At 45.1% G+C, this 13,137-nt stretch carries 15 protein-coding genes; all 15 read right to left on the reverse strand.

Going from position 1 to position 13,137, the window contains the following annotated elements:
* Positions 1-260: transposase (locus B5X68_RS00005; protein ID WP_141110145.1), on the reverse strand; the 260-nt coding region annotated here is incomplete at its 3' end.
* A 475-nt stretch (positions 261-735) separates the two neighbouring features.
* A complete protein-coding gene (locus B5X68_RS00010) occupies positions 736-1,365 on the reverse strand; it encodes an HAD hydrolase-like protein (RefSeq protein WP_170916536.1) in 630 nt (209 codons plus the stop codon).
* Positions 1,366-1,957: 592 nt separating this feature from the next.
* Entirely contained in the window at positions 1,958-2,131 is a 174-nt protein-coding gene (locus tag B5X68_RS29405; protein WP_374754811.1) for a 2Fe-2S iron-sulfur cluster-binding protein, read from the reverse strand.
* Between the two features lie 153 nt (positions 2,132-2,284).
* Positions 2,285-3,439 carry a cytochrome-c peroxidase gene (locus B5X68_RS00020; protein WP_229208232.1) on the reverse strand — a complete coding sequence of 385 codons (1,155 nt, stop codon included), beginning with the start codon at positions 3,437-3,439 and terminating at the stop codon, positions 2,285-2,287.
* Positions 3,440-3,480: 41 nt separating this feature from the next.
* Positions 3,481-3,873, reverse strand: a complete 393-nt coding sequence (locus B5X68_RS00025; protein WP_082212644.1) for a DUF488 domain-containing protein — start codon at positions 3,871-3,873, stop codon at positions 3,481-3,483.
* A gap of 11 nt (positions 3,874-3,884) precedes the next feature.
* Positions 3,885-4,280, reverse strand: a complete 396-nt coding sequence (locus B5X68_RS00030; RefSeq protein ID WP_082212645.1) for a group III truncated hemoglobin — start codon at positions 4,278-4,280, stop codon at positions 3,885-3,887.
* A 1-nt stretch (position 4,281) separates the two neighbouring features.
* Positions 4,282-4,692 (reverse strand): cytochrome C, encoded by a 411-nt coding sequence (locus B5X68_RS00035; RefSeq protein WP_082212646.1) that lies wholly within the window; start codon positions 4,690-4,692, stop codon positions 4,282-4,284.
* A 4-nt stretch (positions 4,693-4,696) separates the two neighbouring features.
* Positions 4,697-4,954 (reverse strand): hypothetical protein, encoded by a 258-nt coding sequence (locus B5X68_RS00040; RefSeq protein WP_082213911.1) that lies wholly within the window; start codon positions 4,952-4,954, stop codon positions 4,697-4,699.
* Positions 4,955-4,999: 45 nt separating this feature from the next.
* Positions 5,000-6,019 carry a cbb3-type cytochrome c oxidase subunit II gene (locus tag B5X68_RS00045; protein ID WP_082212647.1) on the reverse strand — a complete coding sequence of 340 codons (1,020 nt, stop codon included), beginning with the start codon at positions 6,017-6,019 and terminating at the stop codon, positions 5,000-5,002.
* 37 nt (positions 6,020-6,056) lie between these two features.
* Positions 6,057-8,162: a cbb3-type cytochrome c oxidase subunit I gene (locus tag B5X68_RS00050; RefSeq protein ID WP_082212648.1), complete on the reverse strand. Its 2,106-nt coding sequence runs from the start codon at positions 8,160-8,162 to the stop codon at positions 6,057-6,059.
* A gap of 43 nt (positions 8,163-8,205) precedes the next feature.
* Entirely contained in the window at positions 8,206-8,643 is a 438-nt protein-coding gene (locus tag B5X68_RS00055; RefSeq protein ID WP_082212649.1) for an RrF2 family transcriptional regulator, read from the reverse strand.
* A 313-nt stretch (positions 8,644-8,956) separates the two neighbouring features.
* The gene (locus B5X68_RS00060; RefSeq protein ID WP_082212650.1) at positions 8,957-9,697 is read right to left on the reverse strand and encodes a cupin domain-containing protein; all 741 of its coding nucleotides are present in this window, start codon (positions 9,695-9,697) and stop codon (positions 8,957-8,959) included.
* A gap of 464 nt (positions 9,698-10,161) precedes the next feature.
* Positions 10,162-10,524, reverse strand: coding sequence for a sensor histidine kinase (locus B5X68_RS00065; RefSeq protein WP_170916537.1), 363 nt, complete (start codon positions 10,522-10,524; stop codon positions 10,162-10,164).
* Between the two features lie 23 nt (positions 10,525-10,547).
* Positions 10,548-11,717 carry a hybrid sensor histidine kinase/response regulator gene (locus tag B5X68_RS00070; RefSeq protein ID WP_082212652.1) on the reverse strand — a complete coding sequence of 390 codons (1,170 nt, stop codon included), beginning with the start codon at positions 11,715-11,717 and terminating at the stop codon, positions 10,548-10,550.
* Positions 11,718-11,728: 11 nt separating this feature from the next.
* A complete protein-coding gene (locus B5X68_RS00075; RefSeq protein ID WP_170916538.1) occupies positions 11,729-12,916 on the reverse strand; it encodes a sensor histidine kinase in 1,188 nt (395 codons plus the stop codon).
* Positions 12,917-13,137: the final 221 nt, after the last annotated feature.

A 13,137-nucleotide genomic window follows, 5' to 3' on the forward strand; every position in this document is an offset into this window, starting at 1 on the left:
TCCATGCGCATCGAGCAGTGATCGACCAGTTTACGATCAGAGGTTATGTTTTCCAGGTAACCCGTAAGCATAAGCTTGAAGAATACAACCGGGTCAATGGACGGGTTCCCGGTGCTTCCATACAGATCTCTGGTTTCTTTGTAAATGGAGTTCAAATCCAGAGATTCTCTCAACTTCCGATAAAAATTATCCTTTGGAATCCGCTCGGATAACTGGAAGTTCATGAACAGCTTTTCGGAGTAGTTTTTTCTTCCTTGCATTCCTGAAGTTACAAAATTCCAGGCAGTTATGGAAAGGATTTAGGCTGTTTTTCATTGAGTTCTGCAACGGCCACCACCGTTTTCGTGAACACGGATACAAAGCACAATGGGAGAAAGAGACTGAACCTTTTGCTCCGTTGCCAGCCATACAAATCTGAAAGAGTAGGAATTACTTTAAAAGGGGAGACCCTTCTAGTTTGTACGTAACGAATCAAGCTAAGAGCTGTCTTACTACACTGAAAACTTTACATGTAGTATTCCAAACACCCAAAATCCTACTGACTTTAGGTATACGGCTACTGCTGCTGGACTAAAGGATTTAGAAATGCCCTCTGATATGCCGGATGCTGCCCCCCGATGTCGTACTATCAGGGATTTGGTAAACCAGCTGCGGAAGATCAAGCGTTGGACAGCAGGGAACGTGCGGCAGATTAAAAAGATAAGAAATAAAGGGTAATGTCGGATGAATATTAATTCAACTTGCTTTCACAATGTTCAAAATTTCTCCTGCGCTAGCTACCAGATAGTCTGGCCTAGCGGCAGCGGCTGTTTCTTTATTGTCATAACCCCATTCAACCCAGGCAATTTTGACACCCACTTTTTGACAAGCGATAATGTCCCTCGTTTCGTCTCCTACATAGAGGACTTGGTTAGCACAGAGGTCATACTTTTTAAGAAATTTGGCGATCAGTTTATCTTTCCCAAACAGGCTGGCCTTACAATAAATTTTGCTGATAGACTCGACATTATTAGATAAAAGAAAACGTGTAATATTTTGTTCAGTATTAGACGAGATGATTGCTGTCTGGCAGCCTAAATCGTTAAGCCCTACCAGCAACTCTTTGATCCCGTCAAAGAGTTTCACCTGCTGAAGCTCTGTTTTGTATAGCGACAAGAATTCCGATGCTATCAACGGAATTCTATACATGGGGACATTGAGATACTTGCAACGCTCCGGAATGGTAAGGCTTCGCAAGTATTGCAAGTTGCCAGATTCGATCTGCCGGTAAGCTTTTTTTGCAGCTATTTGGTTATAAACAGAGATAAAAACTTCATAGGAATCGGCCACGGTTCCATCGAAATCGAAAATAACGTATTTAAACATTGAATATTGACTATAAAAATGGAATTGATGATCACGGACAAATTTCAGAAAGCCGGGTCGTATCCAAATGTTTCTTTTTAAAAGATTCATGGATTGGGGTCAGCCTTATCATCAATTATTATTCAACGCTACATCCACCCTTTTTGGTTTGCCAACCAAAAGGCTTCCGTTAAATAAGCCTTGGAAGGCTGATCGACCTTTACCGATTACGCTAATTGGATGCAGCCCTTTGCCGGTCAAAGGGTAAATACCGGCCTGATGGACGCTTCTGTGTTAGCGGATAATCTTGACAAGTGAAAATTACGAAACCATACAAGCCGCTATTTACGATTACGAACAAAAGATGTTTGCCTATGCGTCCGAGGCCCAATGAGTATCTAGCGAAAAGATGTTAGAAATGCGTCATCCCGATTTCACGTTCCAACGATTTATACATTAAAAGCATTCTAATTTTAGGTTAAGACATCTTGCCTGAGTTGACTCCAAAAAACGCCACCCATTTTTACACATCATGATGCAGAATGGGAGTTCAGAAAGGGACCAAAACCCGAAAGGGTTAGGGCAGCTGTTAGGTTAAAGAGTATTAAAATGTTCAAAAAATGGAAGGCTCAATTATTATTTTTGAATTAGCAAGCCAATCGTCAATAGGAACCTGGCAGGCTAAGGTGCAGCGGCCATCTATTTGCACCATACAGGTTCCGCAGCTCCCCATGCCACAGCAAAGCCCGAATCCGGAAATACTCATACAATCCGAAATCAACGCCATCAAAGACAAATATTTCCTTTCCCGGGTCTGGACCTGATATTCTTCATTTCCGTAGATTAGCGTAAAGAGAATTGTGCTTTTTAGTTCTTCTTCCAAATTTATAAGTACTTGACTTTGATTTGTATTAACGCTTTTGTTGACTTCTCTCTGTGTTCAAAGACCTACCACAGGTAAACCACTCGGTACAGTTGCAGGGATTGTTTTGTCAAAGGAATCGTCGTTGAGCGTATTCAAAAATTCGACGATCCTTGAAATATCTTTGAAATTCACGTCCATGTGTGTCGCAAGCGAATCAATGCTGCCGGCCTTCACCTTCGGGTTCAGGATCTTGCCTCCTGCCACATCTTCATAAAACAACAACACCTGATCCAGGGTAGTAAACTTGCCACTGTGCATGTAAGGAGCAGTAAAGCGCAGGTTACGTAGTGTGGGTGTCCGGAAGGCATAATCCTGATTGATCCCCCAGTCACTTTCTGCCCGGTTATCAGTGTCTGGCACGCCCAGAGTATGTAGCTTATAATCAGAAAACATGGGCCCCGAGTGACATTTTGCGCAGCCTGTTACTAAAAACGCATTCAGCCCGTCCTTTTCGCCAGTTGACAGTGCATTGCTGTCACCACGCATGTACTGGTCAAACCTGGTATTGGTGGCAATCAGCGTCCTTTCGTAGGATGCTAATGCCTTCGCTAAATTTACCCGGGTGACTGGTTTAGGATCTGTGGGAAATGCTTTCGAAAATAGCTCATTATAGGCAGGGATCTTATTTATCCGCTCGATGATTTCCTCCAGGATCTGGTGATCCGCATAACCACTGCCCCGCATTTCTTCCAGTGTTTTAATCGGCTCCAATGCCTGCTCCTCTAAGCCTTTTGCTCTTAAATCCCAAAACATTGGGGCCAGTTCCGGCCTGTATGTTTCGTGATTGGTTATGCCGTTAAAAGCTGTGTTTAAAATGCTTTGAGAGTTTCTTTTGACAAACGGAATATCATTGGGATCCAGAAATCGTCGCTTGCTGCCAGTACCTCTCCCATTTACCCCGATGGAAGTTTCCAGGAACTCCGCATAATTGAACTCGGGCTGATGACAGGTGGCGCAGGAAACGTCTTTGCTCCCGGAAAGGATAGGGTCAAAAAACAAGAACCGGCCCAGGTTTACCTTTTCCCGGGTCGAAGGGTTGTCTTCCGGGTCTGTCACATACCGGGGTAATGCGCCCAGATCAGCAATTGTTTCGACCACCTTCGGCTTTCTTTGGCGCAATGTGTCCCGGTCCCTTCCGCAGGAGCTACAAAGAATTGTAAGTAAAAACACTAAACAAATGGGATGGATAATCATTGTCTTACCGGAATATCTTACTCATTGATGGTCTGCTTCAGAAATTTGTCCAGGAAACATTTCAACGCAATTGCGTTGTTGAACTGTTCATTTTGGGCAGCATACAAGAGGGATACTTTTTTGTGCTGCTTGATCAAAGCGATAAGTTGCCCGGCAATCTCCCTGTTTTTGTTGAGCTGAAAGTTGTAGTCTGCAACAAACTCCGGCCACCGTTCCGGATCGTGATTAAACCATTTTCGTAGTTCGGTGCTTGGGGCAATTTCTCTCAGCCAAATGTCGACGCCGGCCTGGCTTTTCTTTAATCCCCTGGGCCACAAACGGTCAACAAGTATGCGGAAGCCATCCGTTTTGCTGGCCGGTTCATATATCCGCTTTACGTTTATTACAAGATCTTGGTCAGTCGTTTCCATACTATCAGATCTCATAAAATCACACGGGATGGATCGCTTTGGTAGTACTTCATTTTGTATTCAAACATTTCTGCCATTTTCTCCGCCCTAAACTTTGCCTCCTGGGCTTTCTCGCCGACAAACAGTTCGTCAATGGTCCCGACAAATAAATCCATCCATTTTTCAAAATGCGTGTGGTCAACCTGTAACATGGCGTGCGGCGTAAACGGGCTTCCGTAATAAGTATGCTCCTTCAAAAGCACTGTCTGCCAGAACTTGTACATTTTTTCCATATGCTGCGGCCAGTTACCACCGATCCGCTCATTAAAAACCGGTGATAGCAATGTATCCGCCCTGACTTTTGCGTAAAAGGAATCGACCAGAAGCTTGATGTCCTCGATGCTGAGTATCTCTTGTTTTGTTTTCATTTCAAATGTTGACCAGGTTAATGTATCGGATAAGGTAATACATCGACCATCCTAAAAAGCCGATGAGCAGGATCCAGATCCAGGCCGGAATGCTCTGGGGTGTTTCACTTCCGGTAATCAGAAACCGCTTCTGGTCCCCTTTTCCGTATGCATTGATCATTAATGGGACAATCCCATCCACCACTGCATTCTCGGTGATACCTTCAACGGCAATGGCAGGCCCGTTCTTCACCTCAAAAGGAATGATGCGGATACCTTCTTTGCCTGTCGGGTCTTTACTGATAATTTTCAGCTCATGTTTGCCATCCACCATTTTACGGGTATCCAGCTCAAAATTCACAGGAGAGATAAACTCAGCGATTGGCGTTTGATCCTTATCCAGGAAAAGAAAAACTGTGCTTTTATCTTCCATAACATTAAATGTTTATAATAAGCCTTTTGATATGGTCGTCCGACTTTTCGCCAGGTTTGATCAACATCTTTGCCGAGAAAAAGAGTGTCAGTATCACAATGATGGCGGCAACCGAAACAATCAGATAGTCCCAGTTGCTTTCCGGGCCTGATCCATGCGCAATGCCTTGTAATAACTTCGGCTGACGCTGGTCACATACCGGGCACGCCGCAGCAAATAAGCCCATCAAGACAAAAACGGTTAACAAAAAGGCTTTTTTCATATCAAATCTGAATTCATTAAAGTTTAACAAATGCCGCCGTAGCATCTATTGCACAGGCATTTCCTTAATTTTCTGCACAATCTGCTCTACTTGTTGCACCGATACCTTGGGCGCATTGTTGCCCCAGCTGCTGCGCTCGTGGTTTATAATGGCGGCTATTTGCTCCGGACTTAAATCTGCATTCGCTCCCACAGCGGGCATCGCCCCGTATTCCTGGCGGGCATCATAGCCCCGCATAATAATGTTTACGATTAAGGAAGGATCTTTATCGACTACGACCATACTACCTTTCAAAGGTGGAAAAGCGCCTTTCAAACCTTCCCCGCTTTCCTGATGACATGCCTGACAATGCGTGGCGTAAAGCATCTGGCCATTTTCGGAAGTTTCAGTATCGGACAGCTTGGATTGATCCGTGCTTTCTGCTTTCTGTTCCTGCTTTGCGTATAAAAAGGCAGCAGGTCCCGCCGTGCCTGGGAGTTCCGTTTGTTTCAATGATTGTAAATAAGCGACCAGGTCCAGCGCATCCTGAGTAGCTACCAGAGTCATCCCTTGTCTTTGAAACGCATCGGGAACATTTACCACCACATCCTCTTTTGCCGGCTCAGCTTTACTTTCAAACAGCCAGGGATATGCCGGCATAATGGACTGCTTGATCACAATGCGCGGGTTATATAAATGCACCAGGTTCCATTCCCAGCTAGGCTGCCGGCTGCCGATCGAGGTCAGGTCAGGACCGGTCCGCTCAGTACCCATCAAGGTGGCCGTATTACGCCAGAAATCCGTGCGGCGGTTGGAAGCATAGTCTGCCGCAAGCCCGGGCCGTTGGCCCCAAACCTTGTCCATATCCACATTACGGACCTGCTGGGTATGGCAGGCCACGCACCCATTGGAAACATACAATGCCTTTCCCCTAATCGCCGCCTCACTGAGCGGCACTGCACCTGGCAGCGGTGCATTGTTCTGCTCATTATCAATGGCAGGCAATACGGCCACGAAAGCGGTTAAGCCGATAAAGAGCAGGAAGGCAGCGCCAAATAGTTTGTTATGATTATCGAAAAAATCCATGATGTCAAATTAAATGGGGGATAGATATTACTCGATTTCAGGGCACGCGATCAATAGATCTTAGCTTTTCAAATGCCGTTTCCTTAATATCAACCGTGCCCGGCGCCACCATCATCCGGTAAAGATTATAAGCGAAAAACAGGTGTGAGAGCCACATCAGGCTTCCTCCAATTGCCCGCCAAAGCCAAAACGGCGCCATGAAACTGACTGAGTCAATAAAAGGCTTGGCCTCCATCCACATCAGACCGCGCATGGTACTTCCATACATTAATGGTATCGTGTAAAACAATAGCCCGATCAATGCCAGCCAAAAGTGCGCACCAACCGTAATCTGCGGCGGCTCCTGCCCGGTGATACGTGGCATGAGTGCATAGATCCCTGCCCAGAGCAAAAAGCAAATAATGCCATACATCGTCAAATGGGAATGGGCGACAGTAAAATCAGTGAAATGCCAGAGCAGATTGGTAGACCGGAAGGCTTCGGCGGTTCCCTGCAGAGAACCGGTAAAGTAAAAAAGGATACCCGTTAAAAAGAATGGAAGTGTATAACTGTCGGTGATCTTATACCATGCGCCTTTAAAGGTCAGCAGAAAATTGGTAGTTCCAGCCACCACCGGGATGATCATGCCCACACTGCCGACGATGGCAACTGTTTGCAGCCACCAGGGGATTGCACTAAAAACAAAATGATGGGTACCAATAAGCGTATAAAAAAGGATCTGCGTCCAAAAAGCGAGTATACCCAGACTATACGAATAGATCGGTTTATTAAGCTGCTGGGGCAGGAAATAATAAACGATCCCGAGCGTGAAAAGCATGAACCACATTCCAACGCCCTGATGCATGTAATAGCCTTGAATAATCGTTTCACCCAGCCCATTTTGCCAAAGAGGTACATAAGCGACTATCGAGATCACAATTCCGAAAATCACCGAAGAGACAATGTACCAGTTTGAAATGTAGATCTCCTTTGTCGTGCGGCTGGCGACCGTCTTGAAGTAATTGATCAGTGTTAGCAGAAGTCCAATGCCAAATAGCAGCATCACCGGCCATATGTATTCCCGGTACTCCCCTCCCCCATTATTGATGCCGGCCATCAACGACAATGTACCCAGTACCACCGCCGTGTTAATCAGGATCAATGTGTACCAGCCAAGTTTTATACTGAATAGGCTTGTATTGCTCACTCTGGGCACGACATAGTTGCCCAACCCCAGCATCGCTAATGACGCCCAGCCCCAGAAAACGGCGTTGGTATGTACCGGCCGCAGCCGCCCAAAGCTTAGCCAGCTGAATTGGTCCGCGTCGGGCGCAACAAATTTTATTCCGAGATATTCTCCTACCGTTGTCCCAAAAACAAGCCAGAACGTCGCAGTGATGATGAACCAGGTGATCAGCCTGGAAAGCTCTGGGTCGACTTTCGGGCGAACGTGCGCCTTTCTTTTACGTGCCACGAAGGGAAGTGAAGCCTCATGTTCCACATTGTTGATCAAGCCTTTATGGTCGTTGGCCGGTAATGCGCCCGATAGTTCATTATGACTCAATGCAAAATCCAGCGCATCTTTTCTGCGTTGAAGTGTTGCTGCAAGATCCTTACCTTCTATTCCATCCAGATATGCTGCCACTCGCCCGGCTTCTGCCTCACGCTGCTGGTTTCTATACCTGTTTAATGTGTTGGTGATCTTGAAAAACAAGAAGATAACACCCGCCAGCACAGGGATTGAAATCAATACAATGGTAATTAAAATACCACCCTGGCTTAGTAGTGAACCCGCAGTTGGCTGACTCGACTGTGCCAGAGAGGGAAAATCCAGCAAAGTCAGCATGACCAACAAAATGGCTCCTACACGCCCTTTTTTAACCATCCGGTCGAGCAGCAATGAGATCTGCCTGCTGCTAAGGTTTTCAAGGTATTTTGGATAATCCTTTATCCCCTGGTTGACTTTACTGATCAGATAATTATGTACGACGTCTTTGATCAGGATTGCAACAAAAAGCAAACCCAGCGCCATCACCAATGCAACGACTCCTACCGAAAGTGCAACGGCCTGACCAAAGTGGATCTCAGCATAGGCAGGTATTGCCACCAGGTAAGCACCAAGGCATAAGCTACTCACGATCTTACATCTACCAACAATCATCATATTTTATATATTAAGACCCTAATATCTTTTATTTTCGAAAATTTTATCTCTCTTTAATATAGCTCAGCCCCAAATTCAAGTTCTCATTGAACTCCCCTATCGTGGCCGACTGTAGGGTGAGATGCATCTTATTTCGAATCTCTTTAAAATCGTTATGCAATGGACAAGGCTTTATTTCAGAACAGCTTTTTAACCCCAGGCCGCAGCCCTTGAATATTTTTTCACCGTCAATCGCCCTGACAATATCGGCCAGAGTATTGCTCTTGGCGCTGCTGTCAACATAAAAGCCACCATTTGGGCCCTTGCTGGATTGTATGAGCTCACGTTTGCTCAGGTCCTGAAGGATCTTGGCAATGAAGTGTTCAGGAGAATCAATGCCAGCCGCAACTTCCTTGATACCCACCTTCCTGCCTCCTTCTGACTTCTGGGCTATAAAAATAACGGCCCGGATCGCGTATTCACACGTTTTTGAAAAAAACATCTACTTCTGGTTTATGTGCAAATATACCTTCAAGACCCGGAAAATAAAATACTTTTTAGTCTTTTATTTAATTGTATCTTTGCCCCCGTCTGCGCTTATGCCTGTTGAGTGGTTAAACTACACATAAGGTGAGAACCAGGCGCTATCGATACACGACGCTCCCGCGTTGCGCCAGCATTACATCAATTCAATTGCTCTGAAAAGTCTAGAGAAAGGCCAAAAGAAGTTTGGATCACTTTGTTAACTTTTTGCCAGATCCAGAGTCCGGCTAGATCACACGAATCGAATGTGCCATCAATGTGAGGATCAATGCTTACTTTTTTTCAACCCTTGAAGATATTGTCAACAGAAATAAAGATTCTTCACTGGCAAAAACCTTGTGTGCAATTCCTGCATGAAGTGCAAGCATCTGGCCTGCACTACGAACTGCCGTTTTTTGCTCCGTAGTAAAGGTGATGTGCCCTTCAAGGACCTGCACACTGATAACGCCCGGTGCAGTATGGGTTTTCATTTCTGCACCTTTATGTAGCGCGATCAAAACAATGCGCATGCCCTCGGTCTTAAAAATAGTTATGGCATTGCGGTCGCCATTCTTGTAAGAAGCTTCTTCTTTGATCTGGGCTTTCAAAGAATTTAGGTCCATCGTTACCATTGGTGCGTCCAGTTCTCTTTCACCTTCCGGCCTTAGTGGAGTAGCTTCATTCGACTTAGTTGGGGTTGAATCTGACGCCTGTTCCAGATGCTTAACCGGCGGCGTTTCGTTCAGCGCTTTGATGAGATCATCCGCCATATTATCACTTGAGATACCATATCCGTTTACCAAAACACCTTTTATATTGTGTTTTGGAGAAGAGATCGCATATACAATAGCCTCATCGCTTGGGTCAGACATCCCTTCAAAGCGGTAATGCTTATCAACCACAAAGTCCTGGGGGTGTATTTTCAACGAATTTGAATGGCAGACCAGGCAGTTATCGTCCAGATTAAAGTCTACGGTATAACCTCTTAATTTAAGCTCATTTAAAACTTCTGAAACAGTAGTCATAGTATTCATGAGAAATATATTTATTTACGATCAAATAAAACAAATGTAATCAAAGCCACTTGTACCCGGACATCCGCGTCTTTAACAAAACATTTGTTTGCAATTGAGCAGATAACAGACTGCTAAGGATCTGCCAGCAATCGTCGCATTCGTCAGTTTTCCAACTGCAAAGCCGTTGCAGATTAAATTTGACATTGCCGTAACATCATTAGGTAGCCTGCTTATCTACCTCAGACACAAAGCTTGAAGCGCTTTTTTAGAAGGCTATGATGGTTATTCATTTCCATGGAGGATTGTTTATAAGTAGTCTTCAGGAGCTAGCAGAAAGATATACCGCTGTTCGCCTTTGCTGGTGCGCTGACCGGGACTACTTGTGTCAGTGATTAGGAAGAGTATTAGCCATTATGTGACCAGTTCGTCAATACAAAACTATGCTCGATGCATTATCGCGATGCATTGAACATAAAGAACAATTACAATTTGATATTGAAAACAGCACCGTTGTCGTTTAGAACGGAGATATTGCCACCATGGGCGGTCACGTAATTTTTTACGATGGCCAGGCCCAGGCCTGTTCCGTTGCTTTTGTTTTTGGTTACAAATGGTTCAAAAAGCGATTTCAGCAGGCTCAATGGTATGCCTGGGCCATTATCTCCGACCTGTATGGAAACGAAGTCAGTTTGCTGGCGGGCTATGATTTGAATTTGCGGCCCGCTGACTTTGTGATTAAGGAGTGCGTCAACAGCGTTATTAAGTAGGTTGATAAACACCCGTTTTAGTTTGCTTCGGTCACCCTGAACCGTCAGTTCATTGTCGGCATCGATTTCAATCTGCACTCTGTCAAGCGCGTCTTTTGGAGCTAACTGGGCCAGAGCGCTCTCAAGCAGCGGTTTAAGCAGTAGGGTTTCCTTTTCAACTGGCGTTCCCTGATAAAGTCCAGAAAGTCCTCAAATACTTCAGAAGCCTGCCGGGCTGATCTGTCGATCATATCCAGCCAATCGCTTTTGTAGCCTTCCTCACGGATTATATCGGTAAGAAGTTGTATGTTTCCAATTGCGGGCCGTAAATCGTGCATAACCATGCCGATCGCACTGCCCACAGCCGAAAGCTTCTCCTTACGAATGAGCTCTTCGTTCATTTCCGCATTGCGGATCGCCTGTGCAGCATTTTGCACAAACAACCGCAACAGGTACATCTTTTCAGTGTTTAGCCTGCCATTTTTTTTCAGCACGGCAAATACCGAATACCCGTTTAAGCGTGCCAGTACCAGCTCATCAAGCTGGACAACTTCCTCAGCAGAGATTTCTATATCCCTGATGCGACTTACCAGCTCTTCAAGATTAATCTTTTCTTCCATCGCCCCGATCGACAAGACCTTCTCATAAGAGAAGTCGTCCCGAAGCCTGCCCAAAAAGGCCATATCAGTTCCGATGGTCGTGGCCAGCTGATCTAATATGTTTTTCAATAAGGAATTAAGCTGCCGCTCGTTTAGTCCAATAGACGCAATAGATTCGATCAGGCTTTCCAGGTTGCGAAGGCGGCTGTAATCAGTTACTGCTTTGGTAGCCAGCTGTATGATTTCCTGGGAAGCATAAGGTTTGCAATGATAACCTACGTTCTGGCCTGCCTGCTCGATAATTTCCTCAATGGAACGGTCAGTAAAGGCAGTAACAAAGATGATCTCGGCTTTACTGTCAAATTTTCTGATCTCTATGGCAGTTTCCAGTCCATCCCAACCTGGCATGCGCATATCCAGGAAAATAACGGCATACGGGCTGTTGTTTTCAATGGAAGCTTTCACCTTTTCGACCCCTTCCATTCCATTTGATGCTTTGTCTACCTTAAAGATGGGAATATTGCTGGTAAGCGGTGCCAATATCGGCGTCGGTGCATCAAAAAGTATGCTGGCCGCATGGTTTATCTGCTGGCTTTCAATGGACTGATGTCGGGGTACAAGTATTTCTTCCATATTATCTCTGACCATTTCCTCATCATCGATAATTAATACAGAGGTATTAATTTCATTCATCTTTATCGTGGTTATTTATTAAATGAAATGGTCGTCTTGCTGCCCATACCTGCTCCATTGCTGGCCATGGAAATAGTACCTCCATGGCTCTCAATAATGGCTTTGCAGTTGTAAAGGCCCAGGCCCGTACCCGAACTTTTGGTGGTATATCCCCGATCAAAAAGGTGTTTTGCTGTTTGCTCATCAAATCCTTTTCCGGAATCCGAAACCACTAACTGAACACTGTCTTCAAAGCCACTTACTTCAATACTGATTGTTTTTACATTGGTGTCCGTATCGATGGCTTCAATACTGTTTTTAAGGATATTTAGTAGTACCTGCATGAGCTTTGTACGGTCACCTTTAATTACAATACGTTCCGGGGGTATGCTTAAAGACAGATTAACCCCCTTCTTTTCCATATTGGCAAAAACCATTGAACGGCAATCGCTGATAATGTCTTTCAGATTAACAGGTTTTCTTTCCTGGGATTCATGCCCGCTGATATACTGGCGCTGAATGTTTAAAATGTCCTGAATATGGGCAGTAAGGTGAAGCTGCTCGTTGACTGACCGCCGAAGTTCATCATGGCTATCGCCGAGCGACTTGCTGATAGCCTCCATCATATCAATCAGGGCAGCGGCCTTGGGTGCACCTATTGCGGCACTGATTGGCCCGTTTTGCTGCTTTAAGAACAATGAAACTTTTTGCAAGTTGCCCTGGCTGTACTGTTCCAGCATGCGGTTGATGCGGGTTAGATAAGAGTTAAAGCCAACTACCGCATTGCCGATATCATGGATCACTTCCGATGCTATTTCGTATTTACCCTGTGCAACGGCTTTATCTTGCTGTGCCTGTTTCAGGGCTTGTTCTTCCTGCATCTTTTCGGTCTTGTCTTCCGCACTTACTATCAGGCAGTCATCAAATATTTTGTATACGGTTAGCTGGAAATGCTTTTGGCCTCCTTCGACGCCGGCAGCTAAATAACTGTACTGCTGGTTCAGCATGATCAATCCAGAGGACTCAGTAAAATCACGGATGCGGGTTACTATTTCAGGATCCAGCGCTGACAGACATGGGTATAAGCTTGTCCCGGGCTTTAGGTTTTCGCCAGCCAAAGGATTAAGCAGTTTGCCACCCATCAAGTTAATGTCGACAATTTTCCCATTATTATCCATGTCGACCAACGCCACGGGGGCATGCAGCAAAATGGCCTTCATTTTTTGTTCAGCAGGATTTATCCCTCCCCACGTATCATACATAACGATAATGTCGAATTATTTCAATATCTGATTGATAAATATAGAAGAAATTGTATAACATCCCACCAGCATGAACAAACAACGACGTTAGGGCCATTTGTCAAACAATACTTGTAAGTAATGTAAACCGTTAAAAACAATTAAGGATGAGTTCAAGCGCCGGCTTGAACAGGTTAAGC

The sequence above is a fragment of the Dyadobacter psychrophilus genome, from assembly GCF_900167945.1.
GTDB lineage: Bacteria > Bacteroidota > Bacteroidia > Cytophagales > Spirosomataceae > Dyadobacter > Dyadobacter psychrophilus.